General features: G+C 73.3%; 19 protein-coding genes. 7 read left to right on the top strand and 12 right to left on the bottom strand.

Features of this window, described 5'->3' with window-relative positions; genetic code table 11:
- Positions 1 to 111: 111 nt before the first annotated feature.
- Both CP977_RS10040 and pulA read left to right on the top strand, forming a co-directional pair.
- Entirely contained in the window at positions 112 to 1806 is a 1695-nt protein-coding gene (locus tag CP977_RS10040; RefSeq protein ID WP_062756271.1) for a carbohydrate-binding module family 20 domain-containing protein, read from the top strand.
- Between the two features lie 121 nt (positions 1807 to 1927).
- The gene (gene pulA, locus CP977_RS10035; RefSeq protein WP_152369935.1) at positions 1928 to 7219 is read left to right on the top strand and encodes a pullulanase-type alpha-1,6-glucosidase; all 5292 of its coding nucleotides are present in this window, start codon (positions 1928 to 1930) and stop codon (positions 7217 to 7219) included.
- Positions 7220 to 7333: 114 nt separating this feature from the next.
- Here pulA and CP977_RS10030 read toward each other — a convergent pair whose 3' ends face one another.
- Positions 7334 to 8077 carry a TetR/AcrR family transcriptional regulator gene (locus CP977_RS10030; protein ID WP_062756273.1) on the bottom strand — a complete coding sequence of 248 codons (744 nt, stop codon included), beginning with the start codon at positions 8075 to 8077 and terminating at the stop codon, positions 7334 to 7336.
- Between the two features lie 37 nt (positions 8078 to 8114).
- Between CP977_RS10030 and CP977_RS10025 the strand changes: the two genes are divergently transcribed.
- The gene (locus CP977_RS10025) at positions 8115 to 8594 is read left to right on the top strand and encodes a hypothetical protein (protein WP_152369934.1); all 480 of its coding nucleotides are present in this window, start codon (positions 8115 to 8117) and stop codon (positions 8592 to 8594) included.
- Between the two features lie 48 nt (positions 8595 to 8642).
- On the opposite strand, the gene CP977_RS10020 is transcribed toward CP977_RS10025, so the two are convergent.
- The 4 genes from CP977_RS10020 to CP977_RS10005 form a co-directional block, all read right to left on the bottom strand.
- Positions 8643 to 9704 (bottom strand): PDR/VanB family oxidoreductase, encoded by a 1062-nt coding sequence (locus CP977_RS10020; RefSeq protein WP_062756277.1) that lies wholly within the window; start codon positions 9702 to 9704, stop codon positions 8643 to 8645.
- A complete protein-coding gene (locus CP977_RS10015) occupies positions 9704 to 10588 on the bottom strand; it encodes a metal-dependent hydrolase (protein WP_152369933.1) in 885 nt (294 codons plus the stop codon). Before CP977_RS10015 ends, CP977_RS10020 begins: the two co-directional genes overlap by 1 nt.
- Positions 10589 to 10697: 109 nt before the next feature.
- The gene (locus CP977_RS10010; protein ID WP_062756281.1) at positions 10698 to 11498 is read right to left on the bottom strand and encodes a tyrosine-protein phosphatase; all 801 of its coding nucleotides are present in this window, start codon (positions 11496 to 11498) and stop codon (positions 10698 to 10700) included.
- Between the two features lie 181 nt (positions 11499 to 11679).
- The gene (locus tag CP977_RS10005; RefSeq protein ID WP_109185789.1) at positions 11680 to 12681 is read right to left on the bottom strand and encodes an NAD-dependent epimerase/dehydratase family protein; all 1002 of its coding nucleotides are present in this window, start codon (positions 12679 to 12681) and stop codon (positions 11680 to 11682) included.
- A gap of 378 nt (positions 12682 to 13059) precedes the next feature.
- On the opposite strand from CP977_RS10005, the gene CP977_RS10000 reads away from it, so the two are divergent.
- Both CP977_RS10000 and CP977_RS09995 read left to right on the top strand, forming a co-directional pair.
- Entirely contained in the window at positions 13060 to 13659 is a 600-nt protein-coding gene (locus CP977_RS10000) for a hypothetical protein (RefSeq protein WP_167309043.1), read from the top strand.
- A 56-nt stretch (positions 13660 to 13715) separates the two neighbouring features.
- Positions 13716 to 15197: a PepSY-associated TM helix domain-containing protein gene (locus CP977_RS09995; RefSeq protein ID WP_152369931.1), complete on the top strand. Its 1482-nt coding sequence runs from the start codon at positions 13716 to 13718 to the stop codon at positions 15195 to 15197.
- Here CP977_RS09995 and CP977_RS09990 read toward each other — a convergent pair whose 3' ends face one another.
- The 4 genes from CP977_RS09990 to CP977_RS09975 all read right to left on the bottom strand — a co-directional run bounded on the left by CP977_RS09990 (position 15198) and on the right by CP977_RS09975 (position 19914).
- Entirely contained in the window at positions 15198 to 15755 is a 558-nt protein-coding gene (locus CP977_RS09990; protein WP_062756287.1) for a winged helix-turn-helix domain-containing protein, read from the bottom strand.
- A 360-nt stretch (positions 15756 to 16115) separates the two neighbouring features.
- Positions 16116 to 17147 carry a glutamine synthetase gene (glnII, locus tag CP977_RS09985; RefSeq protein WP_062756289.1) on the bottom strand — a complete coding sequence of 344 codons (1032 nt, stop codon included), beginning with the start codon at positions 17145 to 17147 and terminating at the stop codon, positions 16116 to 16118.
- A gap of 212 nt (positions 17148 to 17359) precedes the next feature.
- Positions 17360 to 18523, bottom strand: coding sequence for an ARPP-2 domain-containing protein (locus CP977_RS09980; RefSeq protein WP_062756291.1), 1164 nt, complete (start codon positions 18521 to 18523; stop codon positions 17360 to 17362).
- Positions 18520 to 19914 (bottom strand): hypothetical protein, encoded by a 1395-nt coding sequence (locus tag CP977_RS09975; protein WP_152369930.1) that lies wholly within the window; start codon positions 19912 to 19914, stop codon positions 18520 to 18522. Before CP977_RS09975 ends, CP977_RS09980 begins: the two co-directional genes overlap by 4 nt.
- A 203-nt stretch (positions 19915 to 20117) precedes the next feature.
- Between CP977_RS09975 and CP977_RS09970 the strand changes: the two genes are divergently transcribed.
- The gene (locus CP977_RS09970) at positions 20118 to 21023 is read left to right on the top strand and encodes a Gfo/Idh/MocA family protein (protein WP_152369929.1); all 906 of its coding nucleotides are present in this window, start codon (positions 20118 to 20120) and stop codon (positions 21021 to 21023) included.
- A 16-nt stretch (positions 21024 to 21039) separates the two neighbouring features.
- On the opposite strand, the gene CP977_RS09965 is transcribed toward CP977_RS09970, so the two are convergent.
- Positions 21040 to 21402, bottom strand: coding sequence for an arsenate reductase family protein (locus CP977_RS09965; protein WP_109185784.1), 363 nt, complete (start codon positions 21400 to 21402; stop codon positions 21040 to 21042).
- Positions 21403 to 21551: 149 nt separating this feature from the next.
- Here CP977_RS09965 and CP977_RS09960 point away from each other — a divergent pair, with 149 nt between their 5' ends.
- Positions 21552 to 21827, top strand: coding sequence for a hypothetical protein (locus CP977_RS09960; RefSeq protein WP_030205803.1), 276 nt, complete (start codon positions 21552 to 21554; stop codon positions 21825 to 21827).
- A gap of 87 nt (positions 21828 to 21914) precedes the next feature.
- Here the strand turns inward: CP977_RS09960 and CP977_RS09955 are convergent, their stop codons facing one another.
- Positions 21915 to 22121, bottom strand: coding sequence for a hypothetical protein (locus CP977_RS09955; protein ID WP_152369928.1), 207 nt, complete (start codon positions 22119 to 22121; stop codon positions 21915 to 21917).
- A complete protein-coding gene (locus CP977_RS09950; RefSeq protein ID WP_152369927.1) occupies positions 22118 to 23608 on the bottom strand; it encodes a hypothetical protein in 1491 nt (496 codons plus the stop codon). The genes CP977_RS09955 and CP977_RS09950 overlap by 4 nt, the downstream gene beginning before the upstream one ends.
- Between the last annotated feature and the right edge of the window lie 29 nt (positions 23609 to 23637).

Here is a 23637-nt window from a genome sequence, read left to right as displayed (position 1 = left end):
GCGGCGTCCGGAGGGTTGACCGGGCGTCGGGGCACTCATACGGTCACGGCTGAAAACAGTTGCTGACATTTTCGGCAACTTCTTGCGACAGTGAAGTCAGCAGGAGGAAACATGGCCAGAAGGACCGTGGCCGCTGCACTCGCCCTCGTGGCGGGAGCCGCTGTGGCCGTCACGGGAAACAGTCCCGTCCAGGCCGCACCGCCCGGTGAGAAGGACGTCACCGCGGTGCTGTTCGAGTGGAAGTTCTCCTCGGTGGCCAAGGAGTGCACCGACCGCCTCGGGCCCGCCGGATACGGCTACGTCCAGGTCTCCCCGCCCCAGGAGCACGTGCAGGGCGGCCAGTGGTGGACCTCGTACCAGCCCGTCAGCTACAAGATCGCCGGCCGCCTCGGGGACCGCGCCGCCTTCAAGAGCATGATCGACACCTGTCACGCGGCGGGCGTGAAGGTCGTCGTGGACTCGGTCGTCAACCACATGGCGAACGGGTCGGGCACGGGAACGGGCGGGACCCCGTTCTCCAAGTACGACTACCCGGGCCTCTACTCGGGCGCCGACATGGACGACTGCCGGGCCGAGATCACCAACTACCAGGACCGGGGCAACGTCCAGAACTGCGAGCTGGTCCACCTCCCCGACCTCGACACCGGCGAGGACCACGTCCGCGGACGGATAGCCGGTTACCTCAACGACCTGCTCTCCCTGGGCGTCGACGGCTTCCGCATCGACGCCGCCAAGCACATGCCGGCCGCCGACCTCGCGAACATCAAGTCGCGGCTCACCGACCCCGGCGCGTACTGGAAGCAGGAGGCCATCCACGGCGCCGGCGAGGCCGTCTCACCGAGCGAGTACCTCGGCAGCGGCGACGTGCAGGAGTTCCGCTACGCCCGCGACCTCAAGCGCGTCCTGCAGAACGAGAAGCTGGCGTACCTGAAGAACTTCGGCGAGGCCTGGGGCCACATGCCCTCCGGCCGGGCCGGCGTCTTCGTCGACAACCACGACACCGAGCGCGTCGGCGACACCCTGTCCTACAAGGACGGCGCGAACTACACCCTCGCCTCCGTCTTCATGCTCGCCTGGCCCTACGGCTCCCCGGACGTCCACTCCGGCTACGAGTGGACCGACAAGGACGCCGGCCCGCCCAACGGCGGCCAGGTGAACGCCTGTTACTCCGACGGCTGGAAGTGCCAGCACGCCTGGCGCGAGATCTCCTCCATGGTGGCCTTCCGCAACACCGCGCGCGGCCAGGCCGTCACCGACTGGTGGGACAACGGCAACAACGCGATCGCGTTCGGCCGCGGCTCCAAGGCGTACGTGGCCATCAACCACGAGTCCTCGGCGCTCACCCGCACCCACCAGACCTCCCTGCCCGCCGGCACCTACTGCGACGTGCAGTCGAACAACCCCGTCACGGTCGACGGTTCGGGGCGGTTCACGGCCACCCTGGGCGCCAACACCGCGCTCGCCCTGCACGTCAACGCCAAGAGCTGCGGCACCACCACCCCGCCGCCCGCCTCCACCGGCACCTCCTTCCAGGCCACCGCGACCACCGTCGTCGGCCAGAACATCCACGTCACCGGGAACCTCGCCGCACTCGGCAACTGGTCCCCGGCCTCGGCCCCCAAGCTCGACCCGGCCGCCTACCCGGTCTGGAAGCTGACGCTCTCCCTGCCGGCCGGAACGACCTTCGCGTACAAGTACGTCCGCAAGGACGCCGCCGGGAACGTCACCTGGGAGTCCGGCGCCAACCGCACCGCGACCGTCCCCGCCTCCGGACAGCTCGTCCTGAACGACACGTTCCGCAGCTGAACCACGGCTGACCCCCCACCAGCCGTAACCCACCAGCCTTACTCCACCCGCTGATTCCGCACCGCAAGGGCCGCCCCACCCGGGGCGGCCCCCTCTTCCCGTACCTCCAGGGAGAAACCCCGTGATACGCAAGAGAACGGCGGTCGCACTGGCCGCCGCCCTGTGCGCGGCCCTCGTGCCCGCCGTCCCCGCGACCGCCGCGCCGAAGCCCCCGGCCCCGCCGTCCGACCGGGCGCTGGCGGCCGAGCCCGCGCGCCAGGACCTCACCCGCGAGCAGTTCTACTTCGTCCTGCCCGACCGCTTCGCCAACGGCGACCCGTCCAACGACCGCGGCGGCCTCACCGGCAGCCGCACCCGGACCGGCTTCGACCCGACCGACAAGGGCTTCTACCAGGGCGGCGACCTCAAGGGCCTGACCCAGCGGCTCGACTACATCAAGGGCCTCGGCACCACCGCCATCTGGATGGCGCCGATCTTCAAGAACCGGCCCGTGCAGGGCGAGGGCGAGAACGCCAGCGCCGGCTACCACGGCTACTGGATCACCGACTTCACCCAGGTCGACCCCCACTTCGGCACCAACGCCGACCTGGAGAAGCTGATCGCCGCCGCCCACGCCAAGGGCATGAAGGTCTTCTTCGACGTCATCACCAACCACACCGCCGACACCGTCGACTACGCCGAGAAGAAGTACGGCTACCGCCCCAAGGGCGCCTACCCCTACCTCGACAGGAACGGGCGCCCCTTCGACGACCGGAACGCCATCGGCAAGGTGGACGCGGACTCCTTCCCGTACACCCCGGTGGCCGAGAAGGGCGTCAAGGTCCCGTCCTGGCTCAACGACCCCACGATGTACCACAACCGGGGCGACTCCACCTGGGTCGGCGAGTCCGCCGAGTACGGCGACTTCGTCGGCCTGGACGACCTGTGGACCGAGCGGCCCGAGGTCGTCGAGGGCATGCAGCGGATCTACGAGAAGTGGGTCCGCGACTTCAAGATCGACGGCTTCCGGATCGACACCGTCAAACACGTCGACCTGGACTTCTGGACCCAGTGGGCCACCGCCCTCGACGCCTACGCCAAGAAGCGGGGCCGCGAGGACTTCTTCATGTTCGGCGAGGTGTACTCCGCCGACCCGACCGTCACCGCCCCCTACGTCACCCGGGGCCGGCTCGACGCCACCCTCGACTTCCCCTTCCAGGACGCGGCCCGCGCCTTCGCCTCCCAGGGCGCCGGGGCCGACCGCCTCGCCAAGGTCTTCGCCGAGGACTACCGGTACACCACCGACAAGGCCAACGCCTACGAGCAGGTCACCTTCCTCGGCAACCACGACATGGGCCGCATCGGCACCTTCCTCAAGCAGGACAACCCGAACGCCACCGACGCCGAACTCCTCAAGAGGGCCCGGCTCGCCAACGAGCTGATGTTCCTCTCCCGGGGCAACCCGGTGATCTACTCCGGCGACGAGCAGGGCTTCACCGGCGCCGGCGGCGACAAGGACGCCCGCCAGCCCCTCTTCGCCTCGAAGGCCGCCGACTACCTGGACGACGACCAGCTCGGCACCGACCGCACCCACGCCACCGACGCGTACGACACCGGCCACCCGGTCTACCGCTCCGTCGCCGCCCTGTCGAAGCTGACCCGCGAGCACCCGGCCCTGCGCGACGGCATCCAGCAGGAGCGGTACGCCGAGGGCTCCGTCTACGCCTTCTCCCGCACGGACGCCAAGGCGCGCACCGAATACCTCGTCGCCACCAACGGCTCCACCGCCGCCAAGACCGTCACCCTCCCCGTCGACTCGGCGACCTTCCGCACCCTGTACGGCGGTCAGGGCGCCGTCGCGGCCAAGGGCGGCAAGGTCACCGTCACCGTCCCGGCCCTCTCCTCCCTGGTCCTCAAGGCCGACCGGCCCCTCCCGGCCCCGGCCGTGAAGCCCTCCGTGAACCTCGAGGCGCCGGCCGCCGGAGCCACCGGCACCGTCGAACTCTCCGCCGACGTCACCGGCGGCGGCCTCAACCGGGTCGTCTTCGCCGCCCAGGTCGGCAACGGCCCCTGGCGGACCCTCGGCACCGCCGACCACGCCCCCTACAAGGTCACCCAGCACGTGACCGCCCCCGCCGGCACCGCCCTGCGCTACAAGGCCGTCGCCGTCGACAGCTCCGGCCGCACCGCGAGCGCCACCGCCGCCACCACGGCGGGCGCGCCCCCGGCCCCCGAGAAGCCGGTCGCCGTCGAGCGCACCCACGCGATCGTCCACTACCAGCGCCAGGACGGGGAGTACGACGGCTGGAAGCTGAAGGCCGCCGGGCAGGAGGCCGCGTTCACCGGCCGCGACGCCCACGGCGCCTTCGCCTGGGTCAAGGTCCCCGAGGGCGCCTCCACGATCCCGTACACCGTCGAGAAGGACGGCGCCGCCGACGGCCCGCAGCGGACCGTCGACCTCGGCCGCACCGGCGAGGTCTGGATCACCCAGGGCCGGGACGGCCAGTCCGACACCGACCCGGCCCCCGTCACCCCCGACAAGACCAAGGCCGTCCTGCACTACCAGCGCGCCGACGGCGACTACGACGGCTGGGGCCTGCACACCTGGACCGGCGCCGCCCAGCCCACCGACTGGTCCAAGCCCCTCATGCCGGTCCGCGTCGACGCGTACGGCGCCGTCTACGAGGTGCCGCTCGCCGAGGGCGCGACCTCCCTCTCGTACATCCTCCACAAGGGCGACCAGAAGGACCTGCCCACCGACCAGTCCCTCGACCTCGCCACCTACGGCCACGAGGTCTGGCTGCTCGGCGGGGAGCCCAAGTACCTCCTGCCGACCGTCGGCGGCACCCCCGACCTCGACCTCGCCAAGGCCTCGGCCCAGTGGATCGACCGGAACACCGTCGTCTGGAAGGTGAAGGCCACCGACGCCACCAGCCAGCAGCTGGTGTACGCGAAGGACGGCGGGATCGCCGTCACCGGCGGCGCCCTGAACACCGAGGGCCAGTGGCTCCGGCTCGACCGGGCCGCGCTCACCGACGCCCAGAAGGCCAAGTACCCGCACCTCAAGGACTACCCGGCCTTCACCGTCGACCCGCGCGACGCGGACCGGATCCGCGAGTCCCTGCGCGGCCAGCTCATCGCCACCCAGCGGGCCGCCAACGGCGCCCTGCTCGCCGCCACCGGCGTCCAGACCGCCGGCGTCCTCGACGACCTGTACGCGAAGAAGGCGACCGGCGCCGCCCTCGGCCCGGTCTTCGGCCGCCACGGCGTCACCCTCTCCGTCTGGGCCCCCACCGCCCGGTCCGTCGCCCTCGAACTCGACGGCAGGACCGTCGCCATGCGCCGCGACGACACCACCGGCGTCTGGTCCGCCACCGGCCCGAAGTCCTGGACCGGCAAGCCGTACCGCTACGCGGTGAAGGTCTGGGCCCCCACCGTCCAGAAGATCGTCACCAACAAGGTCACCGACCCCTACTCCACCGCCCTCACCACCGACTCCGCCCGCAGCCTCGCCGTCGACCTCACCGACCCGAAGCTCGCCCCCACCGGCTGGAAGCAGCTCAGGAAGCCCGCCGCCGTGCCGCTGCGGGACGCCCAGATCCAGGAGCTCCACATCCGCGACTTCTCCATCGCGGACACCACGGCCCGCGCGGACCACCGGGGCACCTACCTCGCCTTCACCGACAAGGACAGCAAGGGCTCGAAGCACCTGCGCGACCTGGCCGCCTCCGGCACCTCCTACGTCCACCTCCTGCCGGCCTTCGACATCGGCACCATCCCCGAGAAGAAGTCCGACCAGGCCGCCCCGGCCTGCGACCTGAAGGCGTACGCCCCCGACTCCGAGGAGCAGCAGGCCTGCGTCGCCGCCGCCGCGGCCAAGGACGCCTTCAACTGGGGCTACGACCCGCTGCACTACACCGTCCCCGAGGGCTCCTACGCCACCGACCCCGAGGGCACCCGCCGCACCGTCGAGTTTCGGCGGATGGTCCAGGCCCTCAACGGCGACGGACTGCGCACCGTCATGGACGTCGTCTACAACCACACCGTCGCCGCCGGACAGTCCGACAAGTCCGTCCTCGACCGGATCGTGCCCGGCTACTACCAGCGCCTCGACGCCGACGGCGCCGTCACCACCTCCACCTGCTGCGCCAACACCGCGCCCGAGAACGCCATGATGGGCAAGCTCGTCGTGGACTCGGTCGTCACCTGGGCCAAGGAGTACAAGGTCGACGGCTTCCGCTTCGACCTCATGGGCCACCACCCGAAGGAGAACATCCTCGCCGTCCGCAAGGCCCTCGACGCCCTGACCGTCGCGAAGGACGGCGTCGACGGCAAGGCGATCGTCCTCTACGGCGAGGGCTGGAACTTCGGCGAGGTCGCCGACGACGCACGCTTCGTCCAGGCCACCCAGAAGAACATGGCCGGCACCGGCATCGCGACCTTCTCCGACCGGGCCCGCGACGCCGTGCGCGGCGGCGGTCCCTTCGACGAGGACCCCGGCGTCCAGGGCTTCGCCTCCGGCCTGTACACCGACCCCAACACCTCGGCCGCCAACGGCACCCCGGCCGAGCAGAAGGCCCGCCTCCTGCACTACCAGGACCTCATCAAGGTCGGCCTGACCGGCAACCTCGCCGACTACACCTTCACCGACACCTCCGGCCGCACGGTCAAGGGCTCCGAGGTCGACTACAACGGCTCCCCGGCCGGCTACGCGGCCGCCCCCGGCGACGCCCTCGCCTACGCCGACGCCCACGACAACGAGTCCCTGTACGACGCGCTCGCCTTCAAGCTCCCGGCGGGCACGTCCCCGGCCGACCGCGCCCGCGCGCAGGTCCTCGCCATGGCGACGGCCACCCTCTCGCAGGGTCCGGCGCTCTCCCAGGCCGGTTCGGACCTGCTGCGCTCCAAGTCCCTGGACCGCAACTCGTACGACAGCGGCGACTGGTTCAACGCCATCCACTGGGACTGCCGCGACGGCAACGGCTTCGGCCGGGGCCTCCCGCCCGCCGCCGACAACCAGCCCAAGTGGGGCTTCGGCAAGCCGCTCCTGGCGAACCCGTCCCTCACCGTCGGCTGCGCGCAGATCGACGGCGCCTCGGCCGCCTACCGGGACCTCCAGAAGATCCGCACCACCGAACCGGTCTTCTCCCTGGCCACCACCGACCGGGTGCGGTCCGCCCTGACCTTCCCGCTCTCCGGCCGCGACGAGACCCCCGGCGTGATCACCATGCGCCTGGGTGACCTGGTCGTCGTCTTCAACGCCACCCCGGAGACACAGGCGCAGAAGGTCACCGACCTGGCCGGCAAGGGCTACCGCCTGCACCCCGTCCAGGCCGAGGGCTCCGACGCGGTCGTGAGGACCGCCGCCTACGAGAAGGCCTCGGGCACCTTCACGGTCCCGGCGCGGACGACGGCGGTGTTCAAGACCGGCTGACCCGCTCCCCGGGGAGCACCCGCTCCATCAGGGTGACCCCGTAGCACGTGCCGTCGGTGGCGAGCCTTCCCGGCTCCTCGCCGGCGGCACGGCGGTTCGCTGTCTCGAACCGTTCTACGGCAGGCGCTGATCGGGCACGGCCGGCAGGGCGTCCGGGGCGGGGCCGGGGGCCGGTACGAGTGCGACCAGCCGGGTCACCAGGTCCCCGAAGGGCCCGTCGGCCGGCTCGTCCGCCAGGATCCCGACCAGGATCTCCGCCATCCCGGGGTCGTACGCGGCGCTCACCGCGGCGAGGGCCGCGAAGTCGTGGACGAGCTGCAACTCCAGCTCCGCGCGCGGCACCCGCCGCCCGTCCAGCCAGAGCAGGGCCGTCGACTCGGCCAGGGACACCCAGGAGCGGACCACCAACTCCAGGCGGGCCGACGGCTCCCCGACCTCCAGGTGCGCGAGGATCTGCTCGTACGCGGCCTGCCGCACCTCGTCGATCATCGCGTTCGTCGTGGAGGACCCGACGGCCGGACCGCCCCGCATCAGCGCCGCGAAACCGGGCCCGTGCTCGTCCACGAAGTCGAAGAACCGGCCCATCACCCGCAGCAGCCGCGCCCCCAGCGGCCCCCGGGGCGGCTCCACGAACCTGGCCGCCAGCTCGTCGGCGGCCCGCCGCAGGGCCGCCTCGTAGAGGCTCTGCTTGCCGGGGAAGTAGTGGTAGACCAGCGGTCGCGAGATCCCGGCGGCGGCGGCGATCTCGTCGATGGACACCTCGTCGGGAGAGCGGTGGCTGAAGAGTTCGAGGGCCACCCCGATCAGCTGCTGCTTGCGCTCCTCGACGCCCATCCTGCGGCGTACCCCGGTCGTCATGCGAACAGCCTAACGGTGTCCGTTACGCTCCTGCCCCATGAGCGCTTCCGACCAGGACACCCCGGCGACCGGGGCCGCGAAGACCGCCGAGGCCGCGAAGGGCCCCGAAGTCCCCGACACGGCGGGGGAGTCCGAAGCCCCGGTCACGGAGACGCCGGCCGCCGACGAACCCGCCGACGAACCCGACGGCGAACTCGCCGATGAAGAGGTCGAGGAAGAAGAGGACGAGGAAGAAGAGGACGAGGACGGGCGGCCCGTCGGCGGCCTCACCCCCAAGCAGGCGAGGCGGCTCCGCGTCACAGCCGCCTCCGTCCTCCTCGTCGCCCTCGCCGTCGTCCTCGTCGTCCGCCTCGCCAGCCGCACGTCCGTCCTGGTCGTCGGCGTGTACGGACTCGCCATGATCCTCTGCGGGATCGTGATCGAGCTGTCCCGCAACGGCCGTACCCGCCTCGGCACCTGGCTCCTGGTGGGCGGTCTGCTCACCGCGCTCGCCCTGGACTGGCTGGTCCTCCCGTAGGGCCTGCCCGGCGGATCGGGGCCGGGCAGGCCCCGGGGCCGTACGGGATCAGAGGTCGAGCACGAGCCGCTTCCCCGCGCACCGCGAGACGCAGATCAGCATCGAGCCGTCCCGCTCGGCGTCGGTGAGCAGTTCGTCCCGGTGGTCGATCTCGCCCGCCAGGACCCGCTGCTCGCAGGTCCCGCAGAAGCCCTGCGTGCAGGAGTACGGCACGTCCGGCAGCTCCGCGCGGACCGCGTCCAGGAGGGTCTGGTCGGCGGCCACCGCCACCGTGCGGCCGGAGCGGCGCAGTTCGACCTCGAAGGGGGCGCCGCCGGTCGTCGCGGACGCGGAGAAGCGCTCCAGGCGCGGGGTCCGGCCCTCGGGCAGCGCCGTGCCGACCGCGTCCATGAGGCCGTCGGGCCCGCAGCAGTACACGGCGGTCCCCTCCGGCACGTCCGCGAGGAAGCCCAGGTCGGGCAGGCCGGACTCGTCCTCGGCGACGACGGTCGTACGGCCGCCGCCCAGCGCCTCGACCTCGGCGAGGTACGGCAGGGTGGCGCGGCTCCGGCCGCAGTAGAGGAGCCGCCAGTCCGCCCCGGCCGCCTCGGCGGCGCGCAGCATGGGCAGGACCGGGGTGATGCCGATGCCGCCGGCGACGAAGACGTACGCGGGCGCGTGGACGAGCGGGAAGCGGTTCCGGGGGCCCCGGATCTCGATCTCCACGCCCTCGTGGAGCCGCTCGTGGACCTCGCGCGAACCGCCCCGGCCGCCCTGCCCGGCCTCGATGAGCCGGGTGGCCACCGTGTACGCGCCGGTGTCGGCGGGGTCGCCGCAGAGCGAGTACTGCCGGACGAGCCCGGAGGGCAGGACCAGGTCGACGTGGGCGCCCGGCTGCCAGGCGGGCAGGTCGGCGCCTTCGAGGCGCAGCTCGACGACGCCCTCGGCGGGCGCGGTGCGGGCGGTGACCCGGACCTTGCGGGGGACGGTGCGGCCCCGGCCGTACCCGGAGACGGGCTCGTCCAGGGCGGGCATCGGCCACAGCGGGGCGGTGGACATGCGGCGGCGGACGGCCCGGCGGACGAGCAGGGCGGTCCCGGCGGCGAGGGCGACGGCGGCGAACCGGGGCATCAGCGGCCTCCGTTGGCGCCGGGCGAGGAGGCGAGGTAGGCCAGGGCCTGCGCGGTGTCGCCCTCCTGGGAGGGGTGGTAGGAGCGGCTGAGGTAGCGGGGGACGGACCGCAGCATGGCCGGGGTGGAGGGCAGCACGCCCCGCCGGCCCCGGCGGACGAAGTCCGCGAGGGAGGGCTTGGCGGCGAAGAGGCTCGGGTCGTTCTCCATGAAGAAGCGGACGCCCCGCTGCCAGAAGAAGGCGAGCCCGCCGAAGGCGACGGCCCAGGTGCGGGCGCGGCGCCGGTAGCCGCCGTCCAGGTGCATGAAGAGCTCGAAGGCGACCGAGCGGTGCTCGACCTCCTCGGCGCCGTGCCAGCGCAGCAGGTCGAGCATGGTCGGGTCGGCGCCGACCCGGTCGAGCGCGTCGGCGTTGAGGACCCAGTCGCCGAGGAAGGCGGTGTAGTGCTCGATGGCGGCGATCATCGCGACCCGCTCCATCAGCCACCAGCGGCGCGCCCGGCCCGGCGGCAGGGTGCGGTCCCCGAGCAGCTTCTCGAAGAACCAGTCGACCTGCGCGGTGTACGGGGTGGGGTCGAGGCCCAGCTTCCGCAGGTGCGGCAGGACGTCGTCGTGGGCCTGGGAGTGGATGGCCTCCTGGCCGATGAAGCCGATGACGTCCTCGCGGAGCCGGTCGTCCGTGACGTACGGCAGCGCCTGCTTGTAGACGTGCACGAACCACCGCTCGCCGGCCGGGAGGAGCAGGTGCAGCACGTTGATGGTGTGCGTGGTGAACGGATCGCCCGGAACCCAGTGGAGCGGCGTCTCCTCCCAGTCGAAGGAGACCTTGCGGGCCTTGAGCTCGACGTGCTCCGACGCCACCGGTGCGGGCTGCGTATTAGACATGCCGTCAATGTACTGAGGGGTAAGCGGCGGGAACAGGTGCGTGCGGCGCCTTTTTCCCGCCCCTGTCGCCCTCTGCCGCCCCCTCCGCCCGAGGCCGGCCCGGGACCCGTCAACCCCCGCCCGCCGTCAGCCGCTCGCGGATCCGCTCCGTCACCTCGTCCGGCACCCCGAGCCCCTCCCGTACGTACTTCTCCATCGAGCCGTGCCGCACCGCCACCTCGTCGAGCGCCGCGTCCAGGTACTCCGGGAGCACCCCGATCAGTTCGAGCGCGAGCGCCGGGTCGCCGCCCTGGGCCGTGAACCCCTCGATCATCGGCGCGAACGCCTGCCGCACCGCCGGATTGACCGACAGGTACTCCTCCCGCACCGTCTCCTCGTCCGCCCCGAGCAGCGACAGGACGACCGTCGCCGCCCACCCCGTCCTGTCCTTGCCCGCAGTGCAGTGGAAGAGCAGCGGCCCGGCGTCCGGCGCGCCCAGCTCGGCGAGGAGGGCGGCGTAGGAGGCGCGGGCGGAGTCGGCGGAGACGAAGGCCCGGTAGGTACGGGCGAACGCCTCCCGCGTCCGGCCCCCGCCCAGGTGCTCCTCGGCCAGGGCCGGATGGGTGAGCAGCGTCTTCAGGCGCGCGGCCGGCGGCAGCCCGCTGGTGGCCAGCCAGTCGGCGAGCACGTCCGCGACGAGCAGCCGCGCGCCGACCGGCAGCCGGTCGGGCCGCTCCCCGCGCTCGCCGTCCGTCCGGAAGTCCACGACCGTACGGACGCCCAGGTCCGCCACGGCGGGATCGTCCGGGTCGAGCCGGTTCAGCTGCGCGGAACGGAACACGAGCCCCGGACGGACCGAACGCCCGCCGGGGAGCGGCAGGCCCCCGAGGTCACGGAGGTTGGCGACGGAGACGGCGGGAATGGCGGCCATGACGTCGACTCCTCCGGTTCGTACACCCTCGTACTGCTGCGCACCTCTCCCGTCGACCGTAAGCGATCACACCGCCACGGGCAGGTCCAGGCGGCCTCCCGGGCCACCGGCCCCGCCCGCCCCTCGGGCCTGTCCGGTGGGTCGGGGTCGCGGCCCCGGCCGTGATCCGCCGGACAGGCCCTCACCCCCCGGCCAGCGCCGCCAGCACCTCCGCCTCCCGCTCCGGCGAGAGGCCCGCCCCGGAGCGGTCCGGCCGCTGGGGCGCGACCCCGCCCAGGGACTCCAGCCACGCCCAGGTGTCCGCGACCGTCTCCGCCACGGGCCGGCAGCGCAGCCCGGCGGCGAGCGCGCGGGACACGTCGGCGGTGTGCATCGCGTCGTACGTCTCGCCCGGCGGCAGCCACACGGGCAGCTCCGTCCACGGCTCCGCCCCCGCCGCGAGCAGCTCCTCCGGCGCGGTCCAGCGCAGCTCGGCGTCCGAACCGGTGGCCCGGACGCAGGCGTCGAGGAGCCCGCCCATGGTGGTGTGCCCGGGCGGCGAGACGAGGTTGTACGGCCCCGAGAGCCCGGCCGCCACCGCGTCCAGCGTCCACGCGGCCAGGTCGCGCGCGTCCACGTACTGGATCGGCGCCGCCTCAGGCCCCGGGGCCAGGACCGGGCCGCCGCGCGCGATCCGGTTCAGCCACCAGGGGAGCCGGCCCACGTTCTCGTACGGGCCGAGGATCAGGCCCGCGCGGACGAGCAGCGTCCGGTCGGCGCCGAAGGCGGCCCCGGCGGCGAGCTCCCCGCCCCGCTTGGCCTCCGCGTACGACACGTCCCCGTCGTCCGGCGACCCCGCCACCAGCGGCCCGTCCTCCGCGAGCCCGGCCGCCGGGGGCCAGGCGTACACGGAACGGCTCGACACGTACGCGTACCGCCCGACCCGGTCCGCGAGCGCCCCGGCCGCGTCCCGCACCGCCGAGGGGGCCGCCGACCAGGTGTCCACGACCGCGTCCCAGGAACCCCCGGCGAGGGCCGCGAGACCGTCCGGCCCCGCGGTGCGGTCGCCGAGCAGCGACCGGACCCCGGCCGGGGGCGCGTGCCGGCCCCGGTGGAAGACCGTCACCTCCCACCCCCGTTCGAGCGCGGCCTCGACCACCGCGCGACCCACGAACTCCGTACCTCCGAGCATCAGCAGCTTCATGATCCGAGCCTGCCCGCCCCCCGTGGCCGGAGACCAGCGGTTCCGCTCCGGGAGGATTCCGCCGGGGGCGGACGCGCGGGGGCCGGGGCCGGAGGGAAGCGCCGGGCCCGGGCTGCCGGGACGTGTTGGGCCCGGGCTGCCGGGAGGTACCGAGCCCCGTGCCACCGGGACGCATCAAGCCCCTGGCCGTCGGGGCACACCAAGCCACCAAGCCGCCGGGAAGCCCCGGCCCCGGCCCCCGGAAGGGGGTCTGTTCGGTCGGATGGCGGGATGACACCATGGCGGGCGATGACGGATGCCCGGTCGCCCCTGCGCGCCCTGAGAGCCGCACTGTTCGCGGTGGTGTGCGTCGCTCTGGCAGCCGTGGGGCATTCGTCCATGTCTGCGCACCAGCTCCCGGCCACCGCCCTCCTCGGCGCCTTCGTCGTGACGGCCGCCGTCGCCTGGGCCGCGGCCGGCCGCCGCCGGGGCGCCCCCGCCATCGCGGGCGCGCTGCTCGCCCTCCAGGGCGCGCTCCACGTCCTCTTCTCGGCGACGGGCGCCCACGGAGGGCACGCGGCGCCCCCGGACGGTCCCGCCGCCACGGCCCACCACCACGCGCCGCACGGCACGGCGGGCGCGGAGGGAACGGCCTCCGCCCTGGACCCCGCCCTCGCCCAGCTCGTGGACTCCGTCACGGCCTCCGGCTCCGGCATGCTCGCCGCCCACCTCTTCGCCGCGCTCCTCTGCGGCCTCTGGCTGGCCCACGGCGAGGCCGCGTTCTTCACGCTCGCCCGCGCCGCCCTCGCGTACGCCTTCACGCCACTGCGCCCGCTGTTCACGCGCGTCCGCGTCCCCGGCGCCCCGCGCGCCCCGGTCCGCCGGGCGCGCCGGAACGCCCACCGCCCGCACACCGTCGTCCTCGCCCACGCCCTGTCCCGGCGCGGCCCGCCCCGGTCGTCCGCACCCCGCGCCACGGCCCTCGGAGCACACGTCTGACCCGGGGGCCGCTCCCCCCTGTCCGCACGCTTCGAGAACCAGGACGACAGTCACCCATGACGATCGACGATCCCGCACGCCCGGAAACCCCCGCACAGGAACCACCCGTACAGGAATCACCCGCGCAGGAATCCTCCACCCAGGAATCCCCCACCACTCCCCACAAGCCCACCACCTGGAGCGCCCTCCGCCCCCTCCTCCTCCGTCTCCACTTCTACGCGGGCGTCCTCGTCGCCCCCTTCCTCCTCGTCGCCGCCCTCAGCGGCCTGCTCTACGCCCTCTCCTTCCAGGCCGAGAAGGTGGTCTACGCGCACGAGCTGGAGGTCCCGGTCGGCGACACGACCCTGCCGCTCTCCCGGCAGGCGGACGCCGCCCGCGCGGCCAACCCGGACGGCACCGTCACCGCCGTCTGGCCCGGCGCCGAACCCGGCGCGACGACCCGGGTCCTGATGGCCGACCCCGACGCCCCCGAGGGCACCTCGCTCGCCGTCTTCGTCGACCCGTACACCGGGGACGTGCGCGGGCAGCTGCCCAGCTACGGCAGCTCCGGCGCCCTGCCGCTGCGCACCTGGATCGACGGCCTCCACCGCGACCTGCACCTGGGCGAGTTCGGCCGCAACTACAGCGAACTCGCCGCGAGCTGGCTGTGGGTGATAGCGCTCGGCGGCCTGCTGCTCTGGATCGGCCGGCGCCGGAAGAACCGCCGCGCCCTGTTCGTGCCCGAGGGCGGCCCGGCCTCCCGCCGCCGCACCCTCTCCTGGCACGGCTCGGTCGGCCTGTGGGCGGCGGCCGGCCTCGTCCTGCTCTCCGCGACGGGCCTGACCTGGTCGCGGTACGCGGGCGAGAACATCGGCACCGTCCAGGACGGCCTTGGTGGCGCGACCCCCACCCTCACCGCGACGGTCGGCGGCGCGCCCACCGGCCACGAGGGCCACGAGGGACACGGCGACGGCCACTCCGGAGGCACCACCGCCCAGGGCCCGGACGTCGGTCTGGACCGGGCCGTCGAGGCGGCCCGCGCCGCCGGCATCGACAGCCCGCGGATCTCGGTGGCCCTGCCCGCCGACGGCAAGGGGTACGTGGTCAAGGAGACCGACACGCAGTTCCCGCTCGAACTCGACTCGGTCGCCCTCGACCCGGCCGACGGCACGGTCCTCGACCGGCTCGCCTTCGCGGACTACCCGCTGCTCGCGAAGCTCACCCGGATCGGCATCGACGCGCACATGGGCGTCTTCCTGGGCCTGTTCAACCAGCTGCTGCTCGCGGCCCTCGCGCTCGCCCTGGTCCTGATGATCCTCTGGGGCTACCGGATGTGGTGGCTGCGCCGCCCGGGCCGCCCGGCGGCACGCGGGGCCTGGCGGAAGGTCCCGGTCACCCTGCTGCTCCCGCTCGCGGCGGCCACGGCGCTGGTCGCCTGGTTCGTCCCGCTGCTCGGGATCAGCCTGCTGCTGTTCCTGACCGTGGACCTCGCCCTCGCCCTCACCGCGAAGGCGAAGGCGAGGACGAGGGCGAAGTCGGGGACGAACCGAACCGCCTGATCAGGGCGTGTACTTGTAGCCGACCCGCCGCACGGTCTGGATCGTGTGGCGGTGCTCGGCACCCAGCTTGCGGCGCAGCCGGGCCACGTGGACGTCGACCGTACGCCCGTCGCCGACGTGCCCGTACCCCCACACGGTGGTGACCAACTGGTCGCGGGTGTGCACCCGGTGGGGGTGCGCCACCAGATGGGCGAGGAGTTCGAACTCCAGGTACGTCAGGTCCAGCGGCTCCCCTTCCAAGACGGCGATCCGCTGCACGTCGTCGATGGTCACCGGCCCGCGCTCCTCGGCCGCGACGGGCGCGGGCGCGGGGGAGGGGACGGCGGCCACGGGCAGGTGCGGCTGCTGGTCGGCCGGGACGAGCACGAGGTACCCGACCATCGGCGGGCGGCCCGGCAGCGCGGGCAGCGCGTGCGGCGGCGCGGGCAGCAGGGTGGCGCCGGGCGGCAGGAAGTCCGCCACCCGGGAGAGGTCGACGACCTCGTTCGGATCGACGGCACGCAGTCGGTGCCGGCCGGGACGGACGGCCGTGAGGGAGGCGGTCTGGGTGTGGGCCATGGCAGGTCAGCTCTTTCGCGCGGAGAAACGGACGGACAGGCGTCGTACGTCGTGCGCGTCGGCCGAAGGCCGGGGATCGGACAGGGCCGATCGGGGCTTTAGAGGGCCGACGCGTTCCTCGCGCGGCAACACACCCGGTCGAAGTCGTGATGCTGCCGGGAAGGCCAGAACGGCTCGAGGTCGTGACGACCCGTCGCGGTGTCGTTCTGCAAGTCGGCCATATCCCTAGTCTACTACTCGGGAATTGGATTGGACCCCCGGAGCGGTCGAAACCTGTGTCATCCGTCCCACATGACGGAAGGGGTGCCCACCGTACGAAACGGTGGGCGCCCCTCCGGAAGACGCTCGGAGAGCCTCCGGTCAGACCTGGCCGGCCTTCTCCAGGGCCTCGCAGCAGGTGTCCACCAGGAGGCGGGTCACCACGTACGGGTCCACGTTGGCGTTCGGGCGGCGGTCCTCGATGTAGCCCTTGCGGTCCTGCTCGACCTGCCACGGGATGCGGACCGAGGCGCCGCGGTCCGAGACGCCGTAGGAGTACTGGTCCCACGGGGCGGTCTCGTGCAGACCGGTCAGGCGGTCGTCGATGCCGGCGCCGTAGTTCTTGACGTGGTCGAGCGGCTTCGAGCCCTCGCCCAGGGACTCGCACGCGGTGATGATCGCGTCGTAGCCCTCGCGCATCGCCTTCGTGGAGAAGTTGGTGTGCGCGCCCGCGCCGTTCCAGTCGCCCTTCACCGGCTTCGGGTCCAGGGTCGCGGCGACGTTGAAGTCCTCGGCGGTGCGGTAGAGCAGCCAGCGGGCGATCCACAGCTGGTCGGAGACCTCCAGCGGGGCCAGCGGGCCGACCTGGAACTCCCACTGGCCGGGCATGACCTCGGCGTTGATGCCGGAGATGCCGAGACCGGCCTTCAGGCAGTTCTCCAGGTGCGCCTCGACGATCGGGCGGCCGTGGATCTCGTCCACGCCGACGCCGCAGTAGTAGCCGCCCTGCGGGGCCGGGAAGCCGTTGACCGGGAAGCCGAGCGGGCGGGTGCCCTCGAAGAAGGTGTACTCCTGCTCGATGCCGAAGATCGGCTCCTGCGAGGCGTACTTGGCGGCGACCTCGGCGAGCGCGGCGCGGGTGTTGGACGAGTGCGGCGTCATGTCCGTGTTGAGGACCTCGCACAGCACCAGGACGTCGTTGCCGCCGCGGATCGGGTCCGGGCAGACGTGGACCGGCTTGAGGACGCGGTCCGAGGCGTGGCCCTCGGCCTGGTTCGTGCTGGAACCGTCGAAGCCCCAGATCGGCAGCTCGTCGAGCGCCAGGCCCTCACCGGCGATGATCTTCGTCTTGGAGCGAAGCTTCGCGGTCGGCTCGGTGCCGTCGATCCAGATGTACTCAGCCTTGAAGGTCACGGGGCTCATCCTTAGGGCGCGTGGCGTGCTGCTGGGGTTTCCCCCGGCGCCCGGAGGCGGCGGGAGGGGCTGCCCGCGGCGGCTCGCGGCGCTGCGAGAAGCTGCGGTCTCCGCACGGACCCGGCCGGGGCCGGACCGCGCGGTTGCTTTCGGACCGCAGCTTCGCAACACGGGATTTCCCGTCGGTTGCCCGTTTGTGAACCCCGTGTTACTCAGCCTTCCCCGGCCCCTTTCGCCTTCCGTGCGACCACGTGGGCGTCCAGGAGCCCCCCGAGCCCCGCCGCCCCGATCCGCCGCACCAGCTCGGGGTACGTGGTGCCCAGGGCCTCCGCGGTCCGCCCGAGGTGCCAGTCGTGGTCCGCGAGCCGGTGCAGTAGGTACCCCTTCCTGACCTGCTTCTCCGAGAGCCGGAAGGTCTTCAGATAGGCCGCCCGCCCCTTGTGGTCGGTGATCAGCTCCCCGATGTGCTGCTCCCGCCCGTCCCGCCGGAACGGCGGCAGGAACCGGTACAGGTCGAACGCCCCCGCCCGGTACGCCCGCTCGAAGGAGTACGAGGTCTCAAGGAGGTCCCGTGCCATCAGCCCGTCGTGCGCCGCCGCCCAGGCCCGCTCCTGCCCCACGGCCGCCGCCCGCAGGTCCGCGAGCGTGCGGATCCCGCCGGCGCCGTCCCGGATCCGCGCGGTGAACTCCGGCACCGGGGCGCCGTAGTGCGCGTACTGGTGGACCAGCTCCCCGTACAGGTCCTCGACCAGCGTCGGGTGCAGGACCCGGTAGTCCTCCGGGTGCGGCACGACGAAGGCCGCGGCCAGGGCGTCGGCCACGTACAGGAGCACCCCGCACTGCCCCGGGTGCAGCTCGAACACCCGCAGCGCCTCCCCGAGTCCGGGCACGTCCCACCCGGCGTACGCCGCCTCGGCCCGCGGCGAGAGCCCGCGCCGCACCGCCTCCCGGGACCAGTCGTCCCACACCACGGACGGCCCGCCGAAGTGCAGCGCGAGATAGCCCTCCAGGGCGAGGTGCAGCGGCAGGAACCGCAGCCGCCGCTCGCCCCGCCGCCGCTTGGCGAGCCGGTGGACGCGGCGCACGGGCACGCAGGGAGGGGGCCCGCCCGTACGATCGCCGAGCAGCGTCCCGTACGCGGCGGACTCGCCGTCCTGCCGGGCGCCGGACCAGTCGGCGACGAAGCCGTGCGGGACGTACGAGGTGTACGCGGTCCGGTCGCCGAGCTCCACCGAGGCCGTCCCGGCTCCTTCGTACACCTCCCGGCGCAGCCGCAGCCCGGCCACCGGCTCGGTCCGCACGAGCGGTACGAGCCGCACCCCGCCCCACACCTGCGCGGGCCGCGCCTCCAGCCCGCCGAGATCGATCCGGGTCATCCCCCGGCCCCCTTCAGGAACGCCTCCACCCGCCGGTCCAGATAGGCCCGCAGCTCTCCGAACCCCGTCCGGCCCTCCGCGAACTGCGCGATCTCCACCAGGGCCGGCAGGTCCTCCGCGTCCCGGACGCCGGCCGTCGGCACGCCCGGCGCGAGCCGGCGCACGTCGAAGCCCCCGGCGTCGTATACGGGGTTGAGGTGCACGACGCTCGTCCGCCGCTCCGGATCGAGCCGAGTCCGCCACACCCGAAGGACCTCGCCCGCGAGCCCCGGCGGGGCGTTGTCCCAGCCGTCCGAGACGATCACGAGCCGTTCGGGCCCGGTCTCCAGCGCGTCCAGGACCCGCAGGCCGAGCGGCGTCGGCCCGTACGGCCGGACGAGCAGCGGATCGTCCCCGCTCGAGGTCCACAGCGGGGTGTACGCGCCCGGCGCCGCCAGGGCCTCCAGGAGGAAGTGGCAGCCCAGGGCCACGGCCAGCGGACGGCGCCGCTTCACCGCCGAACCGGACGACGAGAAACTGTCGTCCAGCACGGCCGCCACCCGCCCCCAGCTCCCGGCGTGCGGCCCGGCCGCGCGCCGGGCGGCGGCCCGCAGCGCCCCGGTCAGCTCACCGCGCCGGGCGACCCGCTCGGCGAAGGGCAGGGACAGCACGTACACGGCGAGCCGGGTCAGCGGCATGGCGGACAGGTCGCCCGCCGCCCCCGCCGTCCGCTCGGTCCTGAGCCGTTCGAACCGGGTCATCCGGGGCGCGATCCGCTCCAGGAACAGCGCCCGGGGCACGCCGTGCTTCGCGGCGAACCCCTCCGCGACGGTGAACGGCAGCTCGTACAGCGCGCCCTGCTCGTAGTGCGCCCGGCGGTACGCGTCGAGCAGCGGGCTCCCGTACCGGACGCGGCGGCGGGGCGCGAAGAGGAAGTCGCCCGTCTCCGGATCGGCCGCCGGCCCGTGGACGTGCCGGAGGGCGGTCTTCAGACCGGGCCGGTACTTCACGGCGTCGAGCGCCGGATCGGGCCGGGCCGCGATCCACTCGCGCACGATCGCGCGCGTGCGCCGGTTGTTGACCTTGGCGGCGCGCAGCGCCCGGAACAGCCGGTAGGCGCGCTGCGGGGGCAGCAGGGCGAGCCGGGCGGCGATCAGCCGCCCCTCGCCCGGTCCGGCCTCCGCCGGGGTGCGCAGCAGGTGCTCGACGACGAGGGCGGCGTTGTGGTCGTTGATGTCGAGCGCGAGCGAAGCGGCGTACACAGGGCGGTAGTTGACCCGTACGTACTCGTGGAGGAAGGCGAGCGAGAGCCGCTGCTCGCCGGCGGAGGAGCGGAACTCGCGCTGGCCGGTGGCGGTGACGGCGGCGTTGACGAAGAGCAGCACGTCCTCGGCGGCGACGAGCTCGGACACGGACCTTCCCCCTCCTGAGTGCCGGCCGGGGAATGAGGGCGCGAACAGCGAAGACGTTGCTTCATAGGCAGGTTCCGGAAGTCGCGCCGGAGTCCCGCGGCCGGCGGGGGAACGTTAACCCGGGAGGGGCGAGGGGAGCCAGGGGGTTTCGGCGCCGCACCCCGTCACCACCGCCCGGCGGGGGCACCCGGCAGACTGTGTCCATGGCGAAGCAGCTCGGGGCGAGGCCCCGCATAGGACTCCTCGGCACCGGCCCCTGGGCCGGTCACACCCACGCGCCGGCGCTCGCCGCGCACCCGGACGTCGAGTTCAGCGGGGTGTGGGGCAGGCGCCCGGAGGCGGCGGAGGCGCTGGCCGCCGTGTCGGGCACGCGCGCGTACGAGGACGTGGACGCGCTCTTCGCGGCGAGCGACGCCGTGGCCCTCGCCCTCCCGCCGGACGTGCAGGCCCCGCTGGCGGTCCGGGCCGCGGCCGCGGGCTGCCACGTCCTCCTGGACAAGCCGGTCGCCACGACGGTGGCCGGGGCCCGCGAGGTGACGGAGGCGGTCGAGGCGGCCGGGGTGGCGTCGGTGGTCTTCTGCACCCTCCGCTTCGCGGAGCCGACGGCCTCCTGGATCGCCGAGCGGGCGGCGGCGGACGGCTGGTTCCTGGGCGAGGCGCACTGGCTGGGCTCGCTGTACGGCTCCGGCTCCACGAGCGAGTACGCGGCCTCGCCCTGGCGGCGCGAGAAGGGCGGCCTGTGGGACGTGGGCCCGCACGTCCTCTCGGTCTACCTGCCGGTCCTCGGGGACGTCACGGAGATCACGGCCGCGCGGGGCCCGGGGGACACCCACCACTTGGTCCTGCGCCACGCGTCGGGCGCGAGCAGCACCGCCACCCTCACCCTGAGCGCCCCGCCGGAGGCGGCGGAGGCGGCCCTCACCCTGTACGGCACGGAGGGCCGCGCCGAGATGCCCCGCTGGAACGGCGCGGTGGACGCGTTCGGGGCGGCCGTGGACGCCCTGGTCGCGTCGGCCCGCACGGGCGCCCCGCACCCCTGCGACGCCCGCTTCGGCCTGCGCCTGACGGAGATCCTGACGGAGGCGGAACGCCTGACGGCGAGGGACTGACCGAGGGCGGCGGCGCTCAGCGGCGGGACAGCGCGTCCCGCACGGCCTCCTCGGACCGTCCCACGACGGCGGTGCCGTCCTCGGCGGTGATGATCGGCCGCTGGATGAGCTTCGGGTGCGCGGCGAGGGCCTCGATCCACCGGTCGCGGCCCTCCGCGTCCCGGGGCCACTCCTTCACCCCGAGTTCCTTCGCCTCGGCCTCCTGGGTCCGGGTGACGTCCCACGGTTCGAGCCCGAGCCGCCCGAGCACCTCCCGGATCTCGTCGGCCGAGGGCACGTCCTCCAGGTAGCGCCGGACGGTGTACTCGGCCCCTTCTGCGTCGAGAAGGGTGAGGGCGCCGCGACACTTGGAACAGGCGGGATTGATCCAGATCTCCATGCCGCCCACGCTACCCCCGAGCCCCCCTTCCGTACTGCCGAAAACCGGTCCTGGCCAGGGCCGATTGTCAGTGGGGGCCGGTAAAATAAGGGGTGAAGGTGAGGGTCCCGAGGAGGGCCCGCACCCCGCCGTTCGCCAGGAGGTAGCCCATGGCTCTCGCCGTGATCCGGACGCCGTCCCTCGAACCCTGGAAGCCGCTCCAGAAGCAGCCGCTCCCCGCGGGCCGGCCCCGCGAGTGGTACGTCACGCACAACCGGCGCCTGAAGGCCATGCGCCTCGCGATCGCCCTCCTCGACGCCGGCGTCTACGTCCCGTCGAAGGCCACGAACGCGACCATACGCACCACGGCCGAGCAGCTCGGCATCCACCCGCCCTCGGACACCACCTGCCGCATGGTCCGCGCCCTGATCCGCTACGGGCGCTGACCCGGCACCTTCCGTGCTGCCCGGTCCGGCGCCCGGACCGGGCAGCACCCTTTCCACACCGAAGACAGGGATAGGACGGGCGGCACCTCACCCGGCGGTGCGGCCTTCGGATTGTTCCGTGTCGGTGTCGTGCTCCGCGGCCCCGTGGTTTCCATCCCGAAGCTCGTTCCGTACGTCGCGCCAGGCGCGGATGAGCCGGGGCAGCCGGGTAAGGACCTCGCCGACCTGCGCCAGGACGAGGATCACCAGTCCGAACAGAGCGAGCACGAAGAGCGTGGCCTTGTCCCACGTCATGGCGCGTCCTCCGGCGTGACGCGGAATCCGGCCCCTGGCTCGACAGACAGCGACACCTTGAAGACCGCGTGTTCCACGAGCCAGTCGAGAGCTGCCGCCCCGAGCCGGTCCGGCGCTTCGAGCAGGGCGTTCTCCACGGCCGTGAGGTCGTTCAGCACCTCGGGAGCACCCGTACGGTCCAGCTTGCCGAGCCGTGCCATCGCCGCGGCCACCACTGCCGGCCACGCCGGCATCCCGAAGTGTCCCGGGGTTTTGACCGCTGCCGACGCGGCCCTGTACAGCAGTGCCGCGCGCCAGCTCCTCGCCCGCATCGCCTCCGTCGTGAACCGGACCCGGTTGTCGAGGTGCCGGACGAACCCCTCCACGGCCTCGGTCTGCGTTCTGGAGAGCGCCCGCAGCATGAAGCGGGAGCCGCCCGCCCACCGCAGACGAGTGTCCGAGGCGACGGCCACGAATGCCGCCAGTGCCTCGGGACCGTCTTCCCGCGCGGCGACCAGGGCCTCGCGCGCCCTGCGGTAGAGGTCGACGCTCTGCGCGAAGATCTCTCCGTCGCTCGGCCCTCCGTCCGTCGCATGGATCTCGTCGAGCGGCCCGTCGCGCCAGGCGTCGGCGACGAGCCCCACCGCCGCGGCGCTCACGAGGACGTCCGTGTCGTTCGCGTCGACACCGAAGTGGGCGAGGACGGTGGCGGGGCCTTTTTCGAGCTCCGCCCGCTCCGGGTCCTCCTCCTGCTCTTCCTCGGGGTCCGTCTTCATGAACCGGCGCAGCAACTCGCCGGGGAAGGGTTCCGGCTCCGGCGGTTCCACGACGACACCGTGCTCCGCCAGATCCTCGAAGACGGCGTCCGGACCGCAGTCGACGTCCGAGGAGTCGTGCCGTCCCGAGCAGTCCTCCGGGCACTCGAACTCCTCGCACATCTCGGGTTCGTCGGGCTGCGCCTCGTTGATGAGGTGATAGGCCAGCCGTTCCGCCACCGCCTCGCGCACCGAGATCATGGCCAGGTCGAGCCGGAACGCTCCGTCCCTCAGCTCGCGATCCTCCCGGCCCGCGGACGCCGGGGGTTCGGGAGCGTCCGGGACCCAGTTGTAGGCTGACTCCAGGGAGACCAGGAGCCAGGCGGCCCGCAGTGGTTCTGTCTTCTCGTCCTTGACCAGCTCGGCCACGGCTTCGGCGGCCTCCCGGACGCTGTCGAGGCGGGCCAGATACCGCTCGCGTACAGGCTCCCAATGGGCGGACTCGGCCCGGGCCTGCTCGGCGTTCTCGAGGAGCGAGGCGTCACGGGCCCGCCGGGCCCGGGTAACGAGGCGCGTCAGACAGGGGCGGCAGCCGAAGAGCCCCGACTCCGGCGTCGGACCGAGCGGTATGGCTGCCAGGTCCTCGAAAGGCCGGTCGCACAGACAACAGTCCACGGCTCCCACCTGCCGGGACGTGGGAAAGGGCGGGATCGCCGCCCGGATCGTGGCGTAGGCGTAGGCAGGGATGTGCAAGGGCGCTCAACTCCTGGGGAAGGCGCCGG

The organism is Streptomyces cinereoruber, from assembly GCF_009299385.1.
GTDB lineage: Bacteria > Actinomycetota > Actinomycetes > Streptomycetales > Streptomycetaceae > Streptomyces > Streptomyces bikiniensis.
This window is presented reverse-complemented; position numbering and strand designations above follow the sequence as displayed.

Excerpts from the sequence above, each read along its gene's own strand:
- CP977_RS10040 (WP_062756271.1), top strand. The coding sequence starts at position 112 with ATGGCCAGAAGGACCGTGGCCGCTGCACTCGCCCTCGTGGCGGGAGCC.
- CP977_RS10030 (WP_062756273.1), bottom strand. The coding sequence starts at position 8,077 with ATGACGACCGGGGTACGCCGCAGGATGGGCGTCGAGGAGCGCAAGCAG.
- CP977_RS10025 (WP_152369934.1), top strand. The coding sequence starts at position 8,115 with ATGAGCGCTTCCGACCAGGACACCCCGGCGACCGGGGCCGCGAAGACC.
- CP977_RS10020 (WP_062756277.1), bottom strand. The coding sequence starts at position 9,704 with ATGCCCCGGTTCGCCGCCGTCGCCCTCGCCGCCGGGACCGCCCTGCTC.
- CP977_RS10015 (WP_152369933.1), bottom strand. The coding sequence starts at position 10,588 with ATGTCTAATACGCAGCCCGCACCGGTGGCGTCGGAGCACGTCGAGCTC.
- CP977_RS10010 (WP_062756281.1), bottom strand. The coding sequence starts at position 11,498 with ATGGCCGCCATTCCCGCCGTCTCCGTCGCCAACCTCCGTGACCTCGGG.
- CP977_RS10005 (WP_109185789.1), bottom strand. The coding sequence starts at position 12,681 with ATGAAGCTGCTGATGCTCGGAGGTACGGAGTTCGTGGGTCGCGCGGTG.
- CP977_RS10000 (WP_167309043.1), top strand. The coding sequence starts at position 13,060 with ATGTCTGCGCACCAGCTCCCGGCCACCGCCCTCCTCGGCGCCTTCGTC.
- CP977_RS09995 (WP_152369931.1), top strand. The coding sequence starts at position 13,716 with ATGACGATCGACGATCCCGCACGCCCGGAAACCCCCGCACAGGAACCA.
- CP977_RS09990 (WP_062756287.1), bottom strand. The coding sequence starts at position 15,755 with ATGGCCCACACCCAGACCGCCTCCCTCACGGCCGTCCGTCCCGGCCGG.
- CP977_RS09980 (WP_062756291.1), bottom strand. The coding sequence starts at position 18,523 with ATGACCCGGATCGATCTCGGCGGGCTGGAGGCGCGGCCCGCGCAGGTG.
- CP977_RS09970 (WP_152369929.1), top strand. The coding sequence starts at position 20,118 with ATGGCGAAGCAGCTCGGGGCGAGGCCCCGCATAGGACTCCTCGGCACC.
- CP977_RS09965 (WP_109185784.1), bottom strand. The coding sequence starts at position 21,402 with ATGGAGATCTGGATCAATCCCGCCTGTTCCAAGTGTCGCGGCGCCCTC.
- CP977_RS09960 (WP_030205803.1), top strand. The coding sequence starts at position 21,552 with ATGGCTCTCGCCGTGATCCGGACGCCGTCCCTCGAACCCTGGAAGCCG.
- CP977_RS09955 (WP_152369928.1), bottom strand. The coding sequence starts at position 22,121 with ATGACGTGGGACAAGGCCACGCTCTTCGTGCTCGCTCTGTTCGGACTG.